The sequence below is a fragment of the Thiohalorhabdus sp. genome (genome assembly GCF_046545655.1).
Taxonomy (GTDB): domain Bacteria; phylum Pseudomonadota; class Gammaproteobacteria; order Thiohalorhabdales; family Thiohalorhabdaceae; genus Thiohalorhabdus.
The window spans coordinates 1-17,078 of the sequence record NZ_JBKGZG010000015.1 but is presented as its reverse complement, the minus strand read 5'-3'; the positions used below and the strand labels follow the sequence as shown (position 1 = coordinate 17,078).

Here is a 17,078-nt window from a genome sequence, read left to right as displayed (position 1 = left end):
CCGGGGCATGAACGTCACCGACATCTTCATCCGGCGCCCGGTGCTGGCCACGGTGGTCAGCCTGCTGATCCTGTTGGTCGGGGTGCGCTCCTTCCAGCTGCTCAACGTGCGCGAGTACCCCGAGACCACCAATGCCGTGGTCACGGTCAACACGGCCTACCCCGGGGCCGACGCCGAGCTCATCAAGGGCTTCATCACCTCGCCGTTGGAAGAGGCCATCGCCACCGCCGACGGCATCGACTACCTGGAGTCCTCCTCCGTCCAGGGCACCAGCCAGATCCAGGCTCACATCGAGCTCAACTACGATCCCTACGACGCCCTGAGCCAGATCTCCTCCAAGGTGGACCAGGTGCGCTCCGAGCTGCCCGAGGCCAGCGAGGAGCCTACCCTCAACGTGGAGGTGGGCGACACCACCGCCACCATGTACATCAACTTCCACAGCGAGGAGCTGGAGACCAACCAGGTAACCGATTATCTGAACCGGGTGGTGCGGCCCGAGCTGAACACCGTGCAGGGAGTGGAGGAGGCGGAGCTGCTGGGCGGGCGGCCCTTCGCCCTGCGCGCCTGGCTCAAGCCGGACCGGATGGCCGCGGTGGGGGTGAGTCCGGCCGAGGTGCGGGAGGTGCTGGAGGCCAACAACCACCTGGCGGGGGTGGGGCGCACCAAGGGCTCCATGGTCAGCGTCCGGCTCAAGTCGGAGACCAGCATCCACTCCGCGGAGGCCTTCGAGGACCTGGTGGTGAAGCGCACCGAGGAAGGCACCATTCGCCTGTCGGACGTGGCCGATGTGGAGCTGGGGGCCGAGACCTACGAGAACCAGGTGGTGTTCAAGGGGACCCCCGGGACCTTCATCGGCGTCCAGGTAACGCCCACCGCCAACCCCCTCGACGTTGTGCCGCGCGTACGGGAGGCCCTGGACGAGCTGGAGTCCCAGTATCCTCCCACCTTGGAGCACACGGTGGTCTACGACGCCACCGACTTCATCGAGGAATCCATCACCCAGGTGCAGAAGACCCTCCTCGAGGCCTTCCTCATCGTGGTGGTGGTGATCTTCCTCTTCCTGGGGTCGCTGCGGGCCGTGGCCATTCCCGTTGTGGCCGTGCCCCTCTCCCTGGTGGGGGCCGGTTTCCTCATGCTGGCCTTCGGCTACTCGGTGAACATCCTCACCCTGCTGGCCATGGTGCTGGCCATCGGTCTGGTGGTGGACGACGCCATCATCGTGGTGGAGAACGTCCACCGCCACATCGAGAACGGCGAGCGGCCCTTCGACGCCGCCATCTACGGAGCGCGCGAGCTGGCCGGGCCCATCGTCGCCATGACCCTAACCCTGGTGGCTGTGTTCGCGCCCATCGGCTTCATGGGCGGCGTCACCGGCACCCTGTTCTCGGAGTTCGCCTACTCCCTTGCCGGGGCGGTGGTGATCTCGGGGATCGTGGCGCTGACCCTGTCGCCCATGATGGCCTCGCGCATGCTCAAGTCCGACGAGGAGAGCGGCAGCAGGCTGGCCGCCTTCCTGGACCGGGCCTTCGACAAGCTGCGCTGGGCCTACGAGCGTCTGCTGCACCGCACCCTGAACTACACTCCCGTGTGGGTGGTGTTCGCCGTGATCGTGCTGGGTAGCGTCGTCTTCCTGTATACCGGTGCGCAGCACGAGCTGGCCCCGGACGAGGACCAGGGCTCCCTGTTCGTCATGTCCACCGGGGCGCCCGACGCGACCCTGGACCAGACGCGCATGTGGACCGACATGTACAACCCCATTTTCGAGTCCTTCGAGGAGACCGCCGTCTACTTCAACGCCAACGGCATTTCCCCGGGCGGACCCCCGGCGCCCAACAGCGCCTTCTCCATCATGCGCCTGGAGCCCTGGAGCGAGCGGGAACGCTCTACCATGGACCTGCAGCAGGAGCTGCAGGAAAAGCTGGGCGCGGTGCCCGGCCTGGATCCGCAGGTGTTCCTGCCGCCGGCCCTGCCGGGCTCGGGGAGCGGGGCGCCGGTGCAGTTCGTCATGGGCACAACCGACGACCCCTCGGTGCTCAACGAGGTCTCCGAGGAGATGAAGGAGGCGGCCGAGGAGTCGGGCCTGTTCGCCTTCGTGGATACCGACCTCAAGTACGACCTGCCCCAGGCGCGCATCCACGTGGACCGCGACAAGGTGGCCGACCTCGGCCTCACCATGCAGGAGGTGGGCAACGAGCTCTCCTCCATGTTGGGAGGCGGCTACGTGAACCGCTTCAGCACCCAGGGTCGGGCGTACCAGGTGATCCCGCAGGTGCAGCGGGCGGACCGCCTGAACCCCGAGCAGCTGGAGAACTATCACATCGAGGCCCCCGACGGCTCCATGATCCCACTGTCCACGGTGGTCTCCCTGGAGCGGGAGGTGCAGCCCGAGCAGCTCAACCGCTTCAACCAGCTCAATAGCGCCACGCTCTCTGCGGCCCCCATGCCCGGGGTCACCATGGGGCAGGCCCTGGAATTCCTGGAGTCCAAGGCGGAGGAGATCTTCCCCAAGGGCTACACCGTCGACTACGCCGGGCAGGCGCGGAACTACGTGGAGGAGGGCGCCCAGCTGGTGACCACCTTCTTCCTGGCCCTGGTGCTGATCTTCCTGATGCTGGCTGCCCTCTACGAGAGCTGGCGGGATCCGCTGGTGATGCTGATCTCCGTGCCCATGTCCGTGGCCGGGGCCCTGATCTTCCTGTACCTGGGCCTGGCCACGGTGAACATCTACACCCAGATCGGGCTCGTGACCCTCATCGGGCTGATCAGCAAGCACGGCATCCTCATCGTGCAGTTCGCCAACCAGCTGCAGGAGGAGGGCTACTCCAAGCGCCGCGCCATCGAGGACGCCGCCGGCATCCGCCTGCGGCCCGTGCTCATGACCGCCGCGGCCATGGTATTCGCCGCCATGCCTCTTGTGCTTACCGGTGGGGCCGGGGCGGAGAGCCGTTACGCCCTGGGCCTGGTGATCGCCACCGGCCTTTCCATCGGCACCCTGTTCACCCTGTTCGTGGTGCCCACCATGTACATGGTCATCGGCAAGGATCACGGGCGCGGGGAGGCGGAAGAGCCCGCGGCATGAGTCCCCCACACCCCGGCGCTCGTGCGGGCCGCCCCCTGGGGCGGCCCTTTTTCGGGCCGGGATGATTCTCATTTGACGTCGATCAAGGCCCGTTCCCCCCTGCCCGCACCCCCGGGCGGTTTCCCCGTCTAACTGTATGAATCCTTGACACAGCGACTTAGGGGGGGGAGCCATGTCCCGAGGCCAAGGGCAATGGGACCACCAGCAATGGGCGGAGCATCTGCGCGAGGTGCGGAGCGCCCTGAAGAAGCGGGATGCCATCGACCGCAACCTGGAGGGCGCCGCCACCTACGGTTCCGCGGAGGAGGCCCTCCGCGAGCGCTTTGCCTGGGCGGCCCGCGCCAAGGCCCACCTGCGCCGGATGGCGGTGATGGCCGAGGCGGCGCCGGACCCGGAAAACGCCCGGGGGGTGGTGGGGCGCCTGGACCGGTGGCGGGCGCGGTCCCGCTGAGGGCCGGCATGGACCTCGTTATTTGGAACGAGGTGGCCACGATGCGGGACCGCGCCTACGCGGAGGCATGCCGGGCCCTCGGCGCGCTCGGGACGGTGGCGGCCACGGAGTATTGCAACGTCCTGGTGCTGCGGGTGGGCGAGCCCCGGGCCTTCGCCGAGCTCCTGCGGGTTGCCTGGGAGGCCAACCCAGGGCTGGGGAAGTGGCTGGGCCGGGTGGTGCCCCTGGAGCGTCTGTTCCTGTACCGGGACGCGGAGGAGCTCGAGGCGCGGGAGGCGGTGCGGCCCTGGCTGGGGGCACTGGCGGGTACCTCCTTCCACGTGCGCATGCACCGGCGGGGCTTCCGGGGTCGGCTTTCCAGCCAGGCGGAGGAGCGCTTCCCGGACGGTTTCGTCCGGGAGGCGCCGGCCAGAGAGGGGCGGGAGGCGTACGTGGATTTCCGGGCCGGGATCCCGACCGGATCCTGGACCTGGAGACCGTGGGGCTGCGCGGCGGGGTGGCCTTGGGGAGCGGGGCGGACCTGCGCCGCTACCCCTTTCTGCATCCGGACTGCGGGAGGGCCGCGGCCGTACTTATTTGGACCCGCGCCGCACCAGCTCGCGCTCGCGCTCCCGGGTCACCACCTTCACCAGGTCGTGCAGGTACTCGGTGAAGAGCTCGAGCAGGTCGTCCACGGTGATGATGCCCTGGAGCTCCCCCGAGGCGCTCACCACCGGCAGGCGCCGCACCCCCCAGCTCTGCATGCGCAAAAGGGTCTCCCAGAGGTCGTCCTCCTCGCGGGCCAGGGCCGGCTCGGCGCTCATGACATCGCCCACCGTGACCTCGTCCACGCCGACCTCTTCCGCCAGCACTTCCACCACCAGGTCGCGGTCCGTGACGATCCCCACCGGGATCACCTCCCCCTCGTAGCGCTCCACCACCACCAGGTCGCCCACGTGGTGGTTGCGCATGAGGCGGGCCGCGTCACGGATGGAGCGCTCCCGTTCCGTGACGACCACCTCCCGATTGCAGTACTGGCCGATGCCCTGGGGCGGGAGAACGGACCGGGCGGCGGCGCTCATTCCAGCTCCTCCCGGGTCATGTTCTCCAGGCCCTCCGCATCCCGCACCTTGAAGCCCCGCTTGGACACCTCTACCAGCTCGAGCTCGTGGAGACGGGCCAGCCCGCGGCTCAAGGTCTCGGGGGCCAGGCCGAGGAAGTTGGCGAGGTCCCGCTTGGGGATCCGGAAGGTGGCCGCGGAGGCCGCCGAGGTCGGAGTCCGCCGATGCAGCTCGGCAAGGAAGTGCGCGATCCGGTAGAGGGCCGAGCGCTTGCTGAAGAGGCGGTGCCGGGTGCCGTTACGGGCGATGCGCTGGCTCATGGCCCGCAACAGCTCGGTGTGCAGGCTGCTGGAGCGGCCGGACATGGCCGCAGTGAAGGGCAGGGCGCAGATGCTGGTGGTGTCCAGTGCGCGCGCGGTCTCCGTATGCCGGCCCTGGGCGATGGCGTCCAGGCCCAGGATGTCCCCGGGCAGGTGGAAGCCGGTGATGGTGGCTTGGCCCCTGGAGTCGGTGTGGAAGGTTTCCATGAGGCCGGACCGCAGCAGATAGAGGCATTCGAAGGCGTCGTCCTGCTCGAAGGCCTCCTCGCCCTTGCTCAACGGGCGGCCCCGCAGGATGCGAGCGTCCAGGGTGCGGCGCTCGTTGTCCTCCAGGTGGCCCGCAAGACAGGCGGGCAGGTTGCTGCAGCGGTCGCATTCCGCGCCCAGGGATTCGGCGGTGGCCATTCGAGGGCGCCTGTGTGCGGTCATAGTGCAGCCCCCTCAGTGGGCGTAGCGGGCGGAGGGGATGCCGGGATGCGCGCCCGGGCCTCGTTCCGCCCAGCCTTGCAGGTACGCCGCGGCCATCTCCGGGAGGGAGCTGTAGGACAGGACCAGGTGGTCCTTGTCGCAACGCACCACGCGCGCGGGAAGTCGGAAGCGGCTCTCGGGCTCCGCGAGATCGAACTGCACCTCCACCTCCAGGTCGGTGTTGCGCTCGTAGCGCAGCGGCCCGCAGTAGAGCTCCAGGCTCTCGGCGGTGAAATGCTTTGTGGAGCAGATGGCTACGGGAATGCTGTTGTGATAGAGCAGTACCCGGTCGGGCAGCGGCGAGGGGTTCGCTACGGTCGCCATGGGCGGCCTCCTGTGGATGTTCAAGCCTGTCCGGCTCCAATCCCCGCCGGGGAGAGCCGGTGTCGGGGTGCCCCTCCCTCACGAGGTGGGCTGGTTGGCCCGTTTCACCTGGAAGGCGTACCGCCCCTTGGCCAGATACCGGGTGATCTCCAGGTTCAGGCTGTATCCCTGGTTGGAGTGGATGGTCAGGGGTCCCTCATAGTCCGTCGGCTTGCGGTTCTTGCCCTTGAGCTCCATATCCCCGTAGACCCGGGGCCGTCCCCATTCGTCCTGCTCCTGGTCCAGGCGGAAATTGACCACCGAAATGAATTCCCGGTCTTTTACGAGGTAGCCGAGGTTCTTGCGGCCACGGGTTGAGAAGTTAAAGCTCACTTTTGACCCCCTTCGAGGTTCGGTTTTCATGATCGGAATGCACGCCGTCGAGATCATCGAGCTGGCTTCGTAACCGGCCGGCCGAGTCGGGAAGGCCGTATTGGGTGAGCAGTTTCTCCGTCCGGCGCAGTACGCTGTTCAGGGGAACCCGGCCCCGCAGGAAGGCCCAGATCTCCTGGCCCAGCTGGCGTCGTTCCGCCTCCGAAGCGCGGGAGGAGAGCTCGCCCCACGCCCTCCCCAGGACGGCGCCGAGACCCTCCTTGGTGACGGGTTCCCGCAGGGCCTCCAGGTAGGCCTCCAGATAGGAGCGTGCGGTCTGCTCCGCGGGGTAAGTGCCCGTCTCCGCCGCGGTGACCAGGGTGGAGAGTCGCTCATGCTCCCGGGGGTCCCGGGCCATAACGGCCAGGCCCTGCTCTTCGTGAAACGCCTTGAGGGCGGATACCGGGTCGGCGTTGCCGAGTAGCTCTCGCCAGCGACGCACGGCACGCTCGCGGCGACGGAATCCCTGCCGGTCCGTCGCCATCTGGACCGCGGGTCCGGAGGAGGACGACAGGCCGGTTTCCACGCTGGCCGTCCTCCGTCCGGAGGGTTGCACCACCCCGCTCAGCCCGGAATACCGGGAGCCGTCGCATTCCACCTTCTCCGCAAGCGGAATCCGCTCCACGCCCTCCGGAAAGACCGGGCTGACCCGTTGTTTCTGTCCCGTGGGCTGCCGCCCGTTCACCACGGACTCACCTGAGCGCACCATCTGTTTGACCCCGATACGGACTGTGTCGATGCCCACGCGGGACCCTTGCTTCCCGGGGGCCGAGGCTTTCGTTTGAATGCCCCGGCTAGGGGCTCGGTCCCGGACGGTCGGCCGGCCTCGGGCGACCGTCTTCCGGCTCGGCCAGCAAGCGGGGCTTACACCCCGCTCGGTAGCGTTCTTTTTAGGACACAGTGGAAAGGGGTCCAATTGGGACGTTGGCTTAAATTTTTAGGGGAAATCCCTAATGCAAGAGGAAGATAGGGGCCTTCGCCGGTTGTTCCGGACTCTATCCGGTCGTCCCGCGACAGAGAGGGGAAGATGAAAACTGGTTTCCGTCCCCGGGCGCTTCGCGGCAAACAAAGGAGTACTTGATCTCCGTTGGTGGTTGGCGGGTAGGCGGCCAATGGCAGGGGCTATACGGTGGAAATCCGGGATTCCTTACGTCTCTGGACGTTTCCCCGTACTAATTTTGTGGGGAATTGGGGGTGGCCCGGGACAAGGGGGACGGGGGCACGCTAAAGCGACGGTCCGCCCGCCGAGGAGACGGCGCGTCTCGGACCGGCTGCAAGGTCATGGAGAAGGACGGCATGCGGGAAAGCTTGGAGCAAACGGGCGGTTTGAAGGTGCCGTCACGGATTCCCCTCCACGTGCGGCGGGGGAACCGCCTCAAGGACGGTAAGGGGATTCCGCTGGGACCCGAAGAGCCCCTGGGAGAAGGCCGCGCGGGCTTCTTCGACCTCTCCCCCGTCCCTCAGATGGTCTGTCATCCCTCGGGGAGGGTGCACTCCCTCAATCGGGCAGCCCGGGACCTGCTTGGACGGTCGGACTCCGACACCCTGGGATGGTCCCTGCAGGGCCTCCTGTCCACGCCCGACCGGAGAAAGTTCGGGGCCTTCCTGGAGGAGGTGCTCGCGGGGGAGGGCGGGGCCGGCCTGGAGGTGCGGCTGGAAGTGGAGTCCGGTCGGGCGCAGGAGGTGGCCTTGGAGGGGGCGCCCGGCGGCACGTTGGCGAATGGTACCCCCCTGGCGGTGATCGCTGCACGTGATGTTACCCGGCAGCGCGAGGCGGAGGAGATCCGTTACCGGGGCGAGCGCGCGCTCCGCGCCCTGAACGCCGCCAACCAGGCGGTGCGCTGGGCCCCGGACGAGGCCACCCTGCTTCAGGAGATCTGCCATTTCCTGGTGCGCGGGGCCGGCTACTCCCTGGCGTGGATCGGGGAGCCGGCCGGGGAGGGTGGGGAGCCCATCCGGGTGCTGGCATCGGCGGATCTGGACGGCTGCCTGGAGCGGATCCAGGACCCCATTGCCTGGGGCTTCCTGCCCCACGGGCGAGGCCCCTTCGGCCGGGCCCTGGAGACGGGCAAGCCCGCCATGGTGGCAAATGTCGCCATGGACCCGCAGTACGAGCTCTGGGGGGAGCAGGCGGCCGAGCAGCGCTTCCGCTCGGTGCTGGCGGTGCCGCTGCAGGACGAGCGCCGGGTGTACGGCGTGCTGTGCATCTACGCCGGGGAGGCGGCGGCCTTCGACGCCAACGAGCTGAACATGCTGTGCCGCCTCGCGGACGAGACCGCCAACGCCATGGTCTCCTTCCGGGCGCGGGAGGCCCAGCACCGGGCCGAGCGGGAGCGCGACCGCCTGCTGGAGCTTCTGAACGCCACGCCAGACGCCGTGGTCATCGCCGATCCGCTGGGGGAAATCCTTTATGCAAACCCGGGAGCCTTCCGGATGGCGGGGCGGAGCCCGAGCTGCGACTCTGGCAGGGCCTTCCTAGGGGATTTCCTTGCCCCTGTTGCGGCGGAGCGCCTTCGTCGGGAGGGTTTCCCGCAGGCCCGGGAGGCCGGGCTCTGGCGGGGGGAGGCGGCCCTTCGGGATGCCGAGGGGCGGGACATTCCCGTGGCCATGGTGGTGGTGGCGCACAAGGACGGAGCGGGGCGCGTGGAGCGGTTCTCGGTTATGGCCCATGACCTCAGTCAATTCAAGAGCCAGCAGGCGGAGCTGGAGCGCATCCGCCGGCTGGTGAGCCTGGGGGAGCTGGGCTCGGTGCTCGCCCATCAGCTGAACCAGCCCCTGGCCGCCGCCATGAATTTCGCCCAGGGCTCCCTGCGGCGGCTGGAGGAGCCCGACGGGGCCGGAAATATCCGGTTCGGCCTCGAGCAGGTGGTGGACTACGTGCGCCAGGCCGGGGAGATCGTCTGGGGAGTTCGGCATTTCCTGCGCAGCGGGGAGCCCAAGACCCGGGCTACGTCGCTTAACTCCCTGATTCAGAGGTTGACACCGGACCATTTGCAGGGCGGGATGGAAGCTGCCCGGATCGAGCTGGACCTGCAGCCGGAGCTGCCGCAGATCCAGGCCGACCCCATCCTGCTCCAGGAATGCCTGAGCAACCTGGTCCGGAACGCCGAGGAGGCCGTCGCGGCGCGAGCGGCGCAGGAGGCTCTGGAGGAAAAGGGCGTGGTTACCCTGCGTACCCGGCGGTATTCCCGGGAGCTGGTGGAAGTGGCGGTGGAGGACGAGGGCATCGGTCTGCCCGAGGATCTGCGCGCGGATCCGGTCCAGCCGCTATACACCACAAAAACGGGGGGAATGGGTCTGGGGATCTCGATCTGCCGGTCCATCGTGGAGTCCCACGGGGGCCGGTTCTGGGCGGCGCCGAACGACCCCGAGCCCGGAACCACTTTTCATCTGGCATTACCCGTCTGCCAAGAACCATGAAACTGTGAAGAGGGTCCCGATGCGCCAGGACAAGGATATACCAACCGTTTTCGTCGTCGACGATGATGCGGGAATGCGGGATTCGATCCGATGGCTGCTGGAGTCCGTGAACCACAAGGTGGAGGTGTACTCGGACGCCCAGGAGTTCCTGGAGGGTCTGGACCCCGAACAGCCCGGCGTGGTCCTGCTGGATATCCGGATGCCCGGGGTGAGCGGCCTGGAGCTCCAGGAATGGCTCCGCGACCGCGGTCTGGAGATCCCCGTGATCATCCTCACCGGCCATGCCGACGTTCCCGCGGCGGTCCGGGCCATGAAGGGCGGGGCCCTGGACTTCATCGAGAAGCCCTACAACGCCCAGTACCTGATCGAGACCGTGCAGAAGGCGATCGAGCAGGACCAGCAGCGCCGGGAGCTGGGCAGCCGCCGGGAGGAGCTGCGCCGCCGGGCGGCCCGCCTGACCACGCGGGAGAGCCAGGTGGCCAAGCGCGTGGTTCAGGGCTACTCCAACAAGGCCATCGCACGCGAACTGGACCTCAGCCCCAAGACCGTGGAGGTGCATCGCGGACGCGTCATGGAGAAGATGGAGGCGGGGTCCACCGCCGAGCTGGTCCAGATGCTGATCGCCGCCGAATGGACCACGGAGGAGGAGGAAGCCTGAGGCCTCCGCATTGCCCTGGCGCAGACCCGCGACCGTTTCCCGGCGAACCCCCGCGGCGTCCCGGTCGCGGGAGTACGCCCCTGCCTGTAGCCGTTCCGGCCGCCCGGCATCCCGGGACCCGGCCGGTCTTTCCTAGTTCCTGAATCCGTTCCCGGTCCGGCGCGGCCGGTTTGCCCCTGGCGGGGCCCGAAGGGGAACGCCATGCCCGGCAGTCTTCCCGTCGGCAAGCTGCCCCCGGACCTGATGGCCCGGATCCTCGCCCGGGCGCCCTGCGAGGACCCCCGGGTGCTCCAGGGCCCCGGCGTGGGGCTGGACTGCGCCGTTGTGGAGGCCGGGCCCTCCCTGCTGGTATGCAAGGCGGACCCCATCACCTTCGCCACCGACCGGATCGGCGAGTACCTCGTCCGCATCAACGCCAACGACATCGCCACGAGCGGGGCCGAGCCCCGCTGGCTCCTGGTGACCCTGCTCCTTCCCGCCCAACGGTGCACCCCCGCCGAGGCCGAGGCCATCGCCGAGCAGGTCCACGACGCCTGCCGGGCGGAGGGCATCGCCGTCATCGGCGGGCACACCGAGGTGACCCACGGTCTGGATCGCCCCATCGCCGCCGGCGCCCTGATCGGGGAGGTGGCCCGGGAGGACCTGGTGACCCCCCAGGGCGCCGACCCGGGGGACCGGCTCCTGCTGACCAAGGGCGTGCCCATCGAGGCCACCTGCGTGCTGGCCAGCGAATTCCCGGAGCGGCTACGGGGGGTGCTCGCCCCGGAAGAGCTGGAGCGGGCGCGAAACTTCCTGCGCGAGCCGGGCCTGGACGTGCTGCGGGACGCGCGCATCGCGCGCGGGGCGGGCCGGGTCACGGCCATGCACGATCCCACCGAGGGCGGGCTGGCCGCCGCCCTCTGGGAGCTGGCCGAGGCCTCCGGCCGGGGACTGGTGGTGGATCCGGGGAAGGTGCCCGTGCCCGAGCTTTCCCGGCGGATCTGCGAGGCCTTCGGCCTCGATCCCCTGGCGGCCATCGCCTCCGGCGCCCTGCTCCTGGCCGCGGCGCCGGAAGACGGCCCGGCGATCATCGGGGCGCTGCGGGCGGCCGGCATCGCCTGCCGGGAGATCGGCGCGGTCGCGGAGGGACCGGCAGGCGTCCGCCGGCCGGACGGGAGCCCCCTGGCCCGCCCGGAGCGGGACGAGATCAGCAGGGTCTTCGAGGGCTGAGTGCGCCCCGGAATGGGGCCTAGCGGGAGTCGCCCCGGTTGGCGGTGCTTTTCGGGGAAGGGGTGCGGGCGGGGACGGCCGCTCCTCCGGGCGCGGCCCCTTCGGGCCGGCTGCCCAGCTGGCCGATCAGCTCCTCCAGCAGGGCGGCCCGCTCGCGGTAATGGTCGGCGTGGGCGCTGTCCCCCGTCTCCTCCGCGGCCCGCTGAAACCGTAAGGCGGCCTCCTGGAGAAGGGTCCGGATTCCCTGGCGGCTGTTCTCGCTGTACATGGTGATGGCCTCGTCCTGTTCCCTGTCGGCGCTGCCCCCGGGCAGCGTAGGGGAAAGGATAGGGGCCCTCCGTTACAGGATTGTGACGGCTCACTCCGGAAGGGCCGGGTGGCCGGCCAGCTCCTCCTCGAAGCCGAAGTTGCGCAGGTCACGGATCCGCATGGGGTAGAGGATGCCGTCCAGGTGGTCGCATTCGTGCTGGACCACCCGCGCGTGGAACCCGGACACCTCCCGGTCCAGGGGCTCGCCCTCGGCGGTGAAGCCGGTGTAGCGCAGGCGGGCGTGGCGGGGAACCAGGCCACGCAAGCCGGGGAGGCTCAGGCACCCCTCCCAGTCCTCCTCCACGGCCCCGGGCTGGGGGTGGAGGGTCGGATTGACCAGTGCGGTGGGCGGGACGTCCTCCGCCCCGGGGTAGCGGGGGCTGGAGGCGACGGCGAACACCACCACCCGCCGGGGCACGCCGATCTGAGGGGCCGCCAGGCCGACGCCCCCGTGGGCCGCCATGGTGTCCCACAGGTCCCGGATCAGGTCGCGCACCTCCCCGGAGTCCAGATCGGCCACCGGCTCGGCCGGCTGCAGCAGGCGCCCATCCCCCATGCGGAGCACTTCCCGTACCGCCATGTCGCTCTCCTTCCGGGTTCCTTTGGGCCCCCCAGGCGTTGCCCGGGAATTGGCAGGGGCCGCCGGCGTTTCGGTCCACCCCCCCTGCCTAAGCCAAAAACGGGCGGGATGCAATGCTACCGATCCCCGGCGTCCGGGGATTGACCCCCAAGGGAGCCCACCAAAAGGGCCACCGGCGACGCCGATGGCCCGGGTTGCCGGCAGCGGAGGGGCTACTCCGCCATGGAGGCGATCCACTCGGCGATCTGGCCCAGCTGCTCGTCCTTGCCGGCGGCCTGGGGCTGCGGCGGCATGGGACTCCCGCCGGTGACTTCGGTCCAGGTCCCGGAGGAGCCGTCCTCCACCGCCGCCTTCATCCGCTCCAGGATCTTGTCCTTGTCCCCGCCGTACTTTTCCGCCACGTCCACATAGGCGGGGCCCACCATCTTGTTCTCCGCGGCGTGGCAGGCGGTGCAGCCCAGGGACTGGGCGGCGGACTCGCCGTCCTGGGCGTGCGCCGCGGCGCTCCAGCCCAGGCCGGTGGCGAGAAGGATGGTGCCCGTGGCGATCGGATTGCGCATGGTGCCCTCCCGTGAGGTTGTAGTGCGCGGTGTAAAAAGATGCAAAATAAATATTTCTTTCTACACCTTTCCGCTAGCCGGGACAATCACCCCATCGGGTCTGGAAATAGGCCCCGGGAACGCTCGGGGGCGCCCCCGTGCTAGGATGCCCGTTTCGGCGCGCGGCGACCCCGGAGGCGCAGGCATGGCACAGGCGCGGATGGCGTGGGAGCACCTGGTCACCCAGCAGCGGCTGGGTAGGGAGGAGGAGCCCGCCCCGCAGCGGCACCGGACCAACTTCCAGCAGGACTTCGACCGCATCGTCTTCTCCTCCGCCTTCCGGCGGCTGCAGGACAAGACCCAGGTCTTCCCCCTGGCGGAGAGCGACTACGTCCGCACCCGGCTGACGCACAGCCTGGAGGTGTCCTGCGTGGGCCGTTCCCTGGGCACCAAGGTGGGCGAGGAGGTGGCCGCCCGCGAGCGGTTCGAGGTGGTGGACCCCGGGGACTTCGGCTCCATCGTGGCGGCGGCCTGCCTGGCCCACGACATCGGCAATCCCCCCTTCGGCCATTCCGGCGAGGACGCCATCCAGCACTGGTTCGCCACCAGCGCCATCGGCGCCGAGGCCCTCGCCCCTCTCTCCGAGCAGCAGGCGGCGGAGTTCCGGCGCTTCGAGGGCAACGCCCAGGGCCTGCGGGTGGTGACCCGCCTGCAGAACCCGGACAACGAAGGCGGCCTGCAGCTCACCTTCGCCACCCTCGGCGCCGCCCTCAAGTACCCCCGGCCCGCCCACCGCACCGAGCCCGCCGGCGGCGTCAGCGGCAAGAAGCACGGCTACTTCGCCGCCGAGGATGAGCACTTCCGCCGGGTGGCGGAGCGGACCGGAATGCTGCCCCGCGACGCCGAGGCGGGCGTCTACTGCCGCCATCCGCTGGCCTTCCTCATGGAAGCGGCCGACGACATCTCCTACCAGATCGTGGACTTCGAGGACTCCTACCGGCTGGGGCTGCTCAGCTTCGAGGACGTGGCGCGCCACATCCGGCCCATCCTGCGGGACGACCGGCGGGTGAACGCGCGCCTGGACCAGATCGGCTCGGAGAAGGAGCGGGTGGAGTACCTTAGGGCGCGGGCCATCAACCAACTGGTGGAGGAGACCGCCACCGCCTTCCTGGAGCGGGAGGAGGAGATCCTGGCCGGGCGGTTCGACCGGGAGCTCAAGGAGCTGATCCCCTCGGCGGAGGCCATGGCGGAGATCGAGCGCACCTCCTTCGAGCGCATCTACAACGCCAAGGGGGTGCTGGAGATCGACGCCGCCGGCTTCGGCGTGCTCGGCGGCCTGCTGGAGACCTTCTACGGGCCCGTGCGCGAGACCGCCGAGGCCGAGGCCGCCGGTCGGCTCCGGGCGGCCTCGGCCCACAGCCGCACCGTGGCCCAGCTGGTGCCCGAGCAGTTCCTCTACGACGGCGCCACGGGGGAGCGCCTTACCGACCCCTACCTCCTGTTGCTCAACCTCACCGATTTCGTCTCCGGCATGACCGACGGCTACGCCGTCTCCCTGTACAAGAAGCTCACCGGCATCTCCCTGCCCCACCGCGGCTGAGGGCCCGAGCCTTTTCAAGGCGGCCCGCGGCGGCTAGGATGCCCCCAATTTTCACGCGGGATCCCCCGCCCCGGAGCGGGCGGGGAGCCGGCCGGGAGGATGGGTATGTGGCAAGCGAATGCAGGGTTCTACGGGGCCTGCGCGGGCGGCGTAACGTTGTTTTTGGCCGCAGGATACCTCTGGGTGGGGCCGGCGGCCGCGGCCGGGCCGCCGGTGCTGCTTGGCGCCCTGGGGCTGGGCCTGCTGCTGCGCTGTTTCCACGACTAGTACGCCCTGGCCAGCCTCGCCCGAAGGGCCGGTAGGCGCCCACTTTGGGAAACCGATCGCCCACTGAAGTGGGCTCCTACGAGTGCGCTTCGGCGAGGGCTGGCGCGTCCGGGAGTCATCGGCTGGATGCTTTTTCCTCGGGCACGCCGTCCCGGAAGCGCAGGCGCTCCCCGGTGCGGGCCGGGACCCGCTCCCCGGGGGTGAGGATGCCCGCCAGGTTGAGGGGGTCGGTGGCGGCCACCGTAACGGCGTGCTCCTCCCGGCCGCGCTTGCGCACCTTGCGCAGGGCCCCCACCGCTTCCGGCAGGGCGAACTGCTCGCCGGAGAAGCCGGCCACGAAGCGCCCGCCGCGCACCTCCCCGCGGTCCTCCAGGCGCCGATAGACGCGCAGCAGCTCCCGCCAGGGCGGCAGCCAGTCCGGCTCGCGGGCGAGCACGGCACGGAATACCACGCCGTAGCGCTCCAGCAGGGTCCAGGCCGCCGCCTCCACGGCGCTCGGATCGAGGCCCCCCTCGGGGGGCGGGGCGGGTGCCACCGGCGCCCAGCGGCCGGCCTCCTCCACGCTCCGTTCGGGCGGGGCCAGCCGGCGGCGTCGGCCGCGCCCCCGCCGGTGCCGGGAGCGCGATTCGGCGGGCCGGAGCAGGGCGCGCAGGCCGGCGAAGCTGTCGCTCGATGCCCGCCCCCAGGCCACCAGCTCGCCCAGGGCCTCCTCCACCTCCGTGCGCAGCATGCCGGCGCAGCCCACCAGCTCGTCGAAGAACTGGGCGCCGCGCTCGCGCAGGCAGGCCTCCAGCTTGGCCGCCTTGCCGGACAGGCCCTCCTCGGAAACCCCCACCGTGGCCGCCAGGGCCTTCCAGTCCGGCAGGTTCTTGCGCTGCACCAGCGCCACCGGGGCGGTGCGCACCGAGCCCGCCCGCCGGGCCTTGCCCCGTGCCACGCCGGGCGGGGTGAGCCGGGTCCACACCACCCGCCCCGACAGGCACAGCTGGTCGAGCCATTGCGGGTCGTAGCCGGGCAGCCGCGCCGGCAGGATGTCGCTCTCCCAGGCCCCCGCCGGCGCCTCGAAGCCCTCCAGCTGCTCGATCACCGCCAGCAGGGCCTCCGGGCCCTCGCGGCGCTCGGCGGCGGGCTCGCCGCTCACGGCGTGCCACTCCAGTAGGAAGCGGGTGTAGTCCGCCGGCTCCACCGGCTCGATCTCGCGGCGCAGGCGGTCGAGGGTGTAGCGGTGGATGCGCGCCAGCAGGCGGCGCTCGCACCATTCCTCGCCGCCCGCATGGGGGGTGAAACGGCCGCGGAAGGCTGCGCCCTCGGTCTCCAGGGCGTTGAGCGCCGCCTCCACGGCGGCGCCGGTCACGCCGAGGGCGGCGGCCAGGGCCGCGGCGGTGGTGGGGCCGAGGCCGTCCAGGCGGCCGCGCACCAGCTCGCGCAGGGCCTCGTCCGCCTCGGGGAGGCTTTCGGGATCCGTGGCCGGCTGCGGTTCCAGGGCCGCCTCCGGATGCACGGCGCGGAGCGGGTCCAGGCGCTCCATCGCCGCCCACAGGGTGGGTCCTTCCGGGGGCAGCACCCGGAAGGCGCGGCCCTCTCCCCGCAGGATCTCGAAGTCCGCCCCCCAGCCGTGGGCCCCGCCCTCCTCGGCGGTGACCGCGCCCAGCAGGTCCAGGGCGTCGTGCAGCTCGTCGCGGTCGCGGGCCTCGGGCCAGGCCTCCTCGCGGACCCGGGCGATGGCCTCGGGATCGAGGCGGCCGATGTCGGCGGCATCCGCCGGATCCAGGTAGCGCCGCGCCTGCACCATGCGGGTGCGCCGCTCCTCGGCGGGGGCGTCGTCGAGGAAGGCGTAGGGCCGGGCGTTGAGGATCTCGTGGGAAAGCGGCGAGGGCTCGGTGAGATCGCTGGCCACCACCCGCACGGTACCCTCCCGCATGGCGGCGAGCACCCGCTCCAGGCCCTTGATGTCCATGGCCTCGTGCAGGCAGTCGTGGATGGTCTGGCTCACCAGCGGGTGGTCGGGCACCTCGCGGTCGCCGGCCAGGTTCTCGAAGCAGGCGATCTGGTCGGGGAACACCGCGCTGATCAGGTCCTCCGCCTCCATGCGCTGCAGCTGCGGCGGGGTGCGCCCGCCATTGCGGAAGCGGCGGATGGCCAGGGCGGTGGTGGCGTTCCAGCGCCAGCGGGTGGCGAACACCGGCGCGTCGAGCAGGGCCTGCACCAGGATCTCGCGCACCGTCTCCGGGCTCAGGTAGCGGGCCACCTCTTCCAGGGGGAAGCTGTGGGCGGTGGCCAGGGACAGGATCACCGTGTCCTCGGTGGCCGCCGCCTGCAGCTCGAAGTTGAACTTGCGGCAGAAGCGTTTGCGCAGGGCCAGGCCCCAGGCCTTGTTCACCCGGCTGCCGAAGGGGCTGTGCA

Annotated in this window: 15 protein-coding genes and 1 pseudogene; 7 read left to right on the top strand and 9 right to left on the bottom strand. The window is 70.2% G+C overall.

What is annotated here, in order from left to right; genetic code table 11:
• The first annotated feature begins 7 nt into the window (after window positions 1-7).
• Entirely contained in the window at window positions 8-3,079 is a 3,072-nt protein-coding gene (locus tag ACLFRB_RS05135) for an efflux RND transporter permease subunit (protein WP_411067932.1), read from the top strand.
• A 172-nt stretch (window positions 3,080-3,251) separates the two neighbouring features.
• A complete protein-coding gene (locus ACLFRB_RS05130) occupies window positions 3,252-3,530 on the top strand; it encodes a hypothetical protein (protein ID WP_411067931.1) in 279 nt (92 codons plus the stop codon).
• Window positions 3,531-4,102: 572 nt separating this feature from the next.
• Here the strand turns inward: ACLFRB_RS05130 and ACLFRB_RS05125 are convergent.
• The 5 genes from ACLFRB_RS05125 to ACLFRB_RS05105 form a co-directional block, all read right to left on the bottom strand.
• Entirely contained in the window at window positions 4,103-4,591 is a 489-nt protein-coding gene (locus tag ACLFRB_RS05125) for a CBS domain-containing protein (protein ID WP_411067930.1), read from the bottom strand.
• Window positions 4,588-5,295, bottom strand: a complete 708-nt coding sequence (locus ACLFRB_RS05120; RefSeq protein WP_411067929.1) for a helix-turn-helix domain-containing protein — start codon at window positions 5,293-5,295, stop codon at window positions 4,588-4,590. The genes ACLFRB_RS05125 and ACLFRB_RS05120 overlap by 4 nt, the downstream gene beginning before the upstream one ends.
• A gap of 36 nt (window positions 5,296-5,331) precedes the next feature.
• Window positions 5,332-5,682: a hypothetical protein gene (locus tag ACLFRB_RS05115; RefSeq protein ID WP_411067928.1), complete on the bottom strand. Its 351-nt coding sequence runs from the start codon at window positions 5,680-5,682 to the stop codon at window positions 5,332-5,334.
• A 78-nt stretch (window positions 5,683-5,760) separates the two neighbouring features.
• Complete coding sequence (locus ACLFRB_RS05110; protein ID WP_411067927.1) at window positions 5,761-6,054, bottom strand: hypothetical protein; 294 nt, start codon at window positions 6,052-6,054, stop codon at window positions 5,761-5,763.
• Window positions 6,044-6,838 carry a DUF1722 domain-containing protein gene (locus tag ACLFRB_RS05105; RefSeq protein WP_411067926.1) on the bottom strand — a complete coding sequence of 265 codons (795 nt, stop codon included), beginning with the start codon at window positions 6,836-6,838 and terminating at the stop codon, window positions 6,044-6,046. The genes ACLFRB_RS05110 and ACLFRB_RS05105 overlap by 11 nt, the downstream gene beginning before the upstream one ends.
• 551 nt (window positions 6,839-7,389) lie before the next feature.
• On the opposite strand from ACLFRB_RS05105, the gene ACLFRB_RS05100 reads away from it, so the two are divergent.
• The 3 genes from ACLFRB_RS05100 to ACLFRB_RS05090 all read left to right on the top strand — a co-directional run bounded on the left by ACLFRB_RS05100 (window position 7,390) and on the right by ACLFRB_RS05090 (window position 11,380).
• A complete protein-coding gene (locus ACLFRB_RS05100; RefSeq protein ID WP_411067925.1) occupies window positions 7,390-9,513 on the top strand; it encodes an ATP-binding protein in 2,124 nt (707 codons plus the stop codon).
• Window positions 9,514-9,532: 19 nt separating this feature from the next.
• Window positions 9,533-10,171, top strand: coding sequence for a response regulator transcription factor (locus tag ACLFRB_RS05095; protein WP_411067924.1), 639 nt, complete (start codon window positions 9,533-9,535; stop codon window positions 10,169-10,171).
• A 201-nt stretch (window positions 10,172-10,372) separates the two neighbouring features.
• Window positions 10,373-11,380 (top strand): AIR synthase family protein, encoded by a 1,008-nt coding sequence (locus tag ACLFRB_RS05090; RefSeq protein ID WP_411067923.1) that lies wholly within the window; start codon window positions 10,373-10,375, stop codon window positions 11,378-11,380.
• Window positions 11,381-11,399: 19 nt separating this feature from the next.
• Here ACLFRB_RS05090 and ACLFRB_RS05085 read toward each other — a convergent pair whose 3' ends face one another.
• From ACLFRB_RS05085 to ACLFRB_RS05075, 3 genes are all read right to left on the bottom strand, one after another.
• Window positions 11,400-11,648 carry a hypothetical protein gene (locus tag ACLFRB_RS05085; RefSeq protein WP_411067922.1) on the bottom strand — a complete coding sequence of 83 codons (249 nt, stop codon included), beginning with the start codon at window positions 11,646-11,648 and terminating at the stop codon, window positions 11,400-11,402.
• A 90-nt stretch (window positions 11,649-11,738) separates the two neighbouring features.
• The gene (gene def, locus ACLFRB_RS05080) at window positions 11,739-12,269 is read right to left on the bottom strand and encodes a peptide deformylase (RefSeq protein ID WP_411067921.1); all 531 of its coding nucleotides are present in this window, start codon (window positions 12,267-12,269) and stop codon (window positions 11,739-11,741) included.
• Between the two features lie 212 nt (window positions 12,270-12,481).
• The gene (locus ACLFRB_RS05075) at window positions 12,482-12,829 is read right to left on the bottom strand and encodes a c-type cytochrome (protein ID WP_411067920.1); all 348 of its coding nucleotides are present in this window, start codon (window positions 12,827-12,829) and stop codon (window positions 12,482-12,484) included.
• Between the two features lie 184 nt (window positions 12,830-13,013).
• Between ACLFRB_RS05075 and ACLFRB_RS05070 the strand changes: the two genes are divergently transcribed.
• Complete coding sequence (locus ACLFRB_RS05070; RefSeq protein WP_411067919.1) at window positions 13,014-14,408, top strand: deoxyguanosinetriphosphate triphosphohydrolase; 1,395 nt, start codon at window positions 13,014-13,016, stop codon at window positions 14,406-14,408.
• Between the two features lie 105 nt (window positions 14,409-14,513).
• Entirely contained in the window at window positions 14,514-14,675 is a 162-nt protein-coding gene (locus ACLFRB_RS05065; RefSeq protein ID WP_411067918.1) for a hypothetical protein, read from the top strand.
• A 115-nt stretch (window positions 14,676-14,790) separates the two neighbouring features.
• Here ACLFRB_RS05065 and ACLFRB_RS05060 read toward each other — a convergent pair.
• Window positions 14,791-17,078, bottom strand: a pseudogene (locus ACLFRB_RS05060) (ATP-dependent DNA helicase); the annotation flags it as partial.

Excerpts from the sequence above, each read along its gene's own strand:
- ACLFRB_RS05125 (WP_411067930.1), bottom strand. The coding sequence starts at position 4,591 with ATGAGCGCCGCCGCCCGGTCCGTTCTCCCGCCCCAGGGCATCGGCCAG.
- ACLFRB_RS05070 (WP_411067919.1), top strand. The coding sequence starts at position 13,014 with ATGGCACAGGCGCGGATGGCGTGGGAGCACCTGGTCACCCAGCAGCGG.
- def (WP_411067921.1), bottom strand. The coding sequence starts at position 12,269 with ATGGCGGTACGGGAAGTGCTCCGCATGGGGGATGGGCGCCTGCTGCAG.
- ACLFRB_RS05065 (WP_411067918.1), top strand. The coding sequence starts at position 14,514 with ATGTGGCAAGCGAATGCAGGGTTCTACGGGGCCTGCGCGGGCGGCGTA.
- ACLFRB_RS05100 (WP_411067925.1), top strand. The coding sequence starts at position 7,390 with ATGCGGGAAAGCTTGGAGCAAACGGGCGGTTTGAAGGTGCCGTCACGG.
- ACLFRB_RS05115 (WP_411067928.1), bottom strand. The coding sequence starts at position 5,682 with ATGGCGACCGTAGCGAACCCCTCGCCGCTGCCCGACCGGGTACTGCTC.
- ACLFRB_RS05090 (WP_411067923.1), top strand. The coding sequence starts at position 10,373 with ATGCCCGGCAGTCTTCCCGTCGGCAAGCTGCCCCCGGACCTGATGGCC.
- ACLFRB_RS05120 (WP_411067929.1), bottom strand. The coding sequence starts at position 5,295 with ATGGCCACCGCCGAATCCCTGGGCGCGGAATGCGACCGCTGCAGCAAC.
- ACLFRB_RS05095 (WP_411067924.1), top strand. The coding sequence starts at position 9,533 with ATGCGCCAGGACAAGGATATACCAACCGTTTTCGTCGTCGACGATGAT.
- ACLFRB_RS05135 (WP_411067932.1), top strand. The coding sequence starts at position 8 with ATGAACGTCACCGACATCTTCATCCGGCGCCCGGTGCTGGCCACGGTG.
- ACLFRB_RS05075 (WP_411067920.1), bottom strand. The coding sequence starts at position 12,829 with ATGCGCAATCCGATCGCCACGGGCACCATCCTTCTCGCCACCGGCCTG.
- ACLFRB_RS05130 (WP_411067931.1), top strand. The coding sequence starts at position 3,252 with ATGTCCCGAGGCCAAGGGCAATGGGACCACCAGCAATGGGCGGAGCAT.
- ACLFRB_RS05085 (WP_411067922.1), bottom strand. The coding sequence starts at position 11,648 with ATGTACAGCGAGAACAGCCGCCAGGGAATCCGGACCCTTCTCCAGGAG.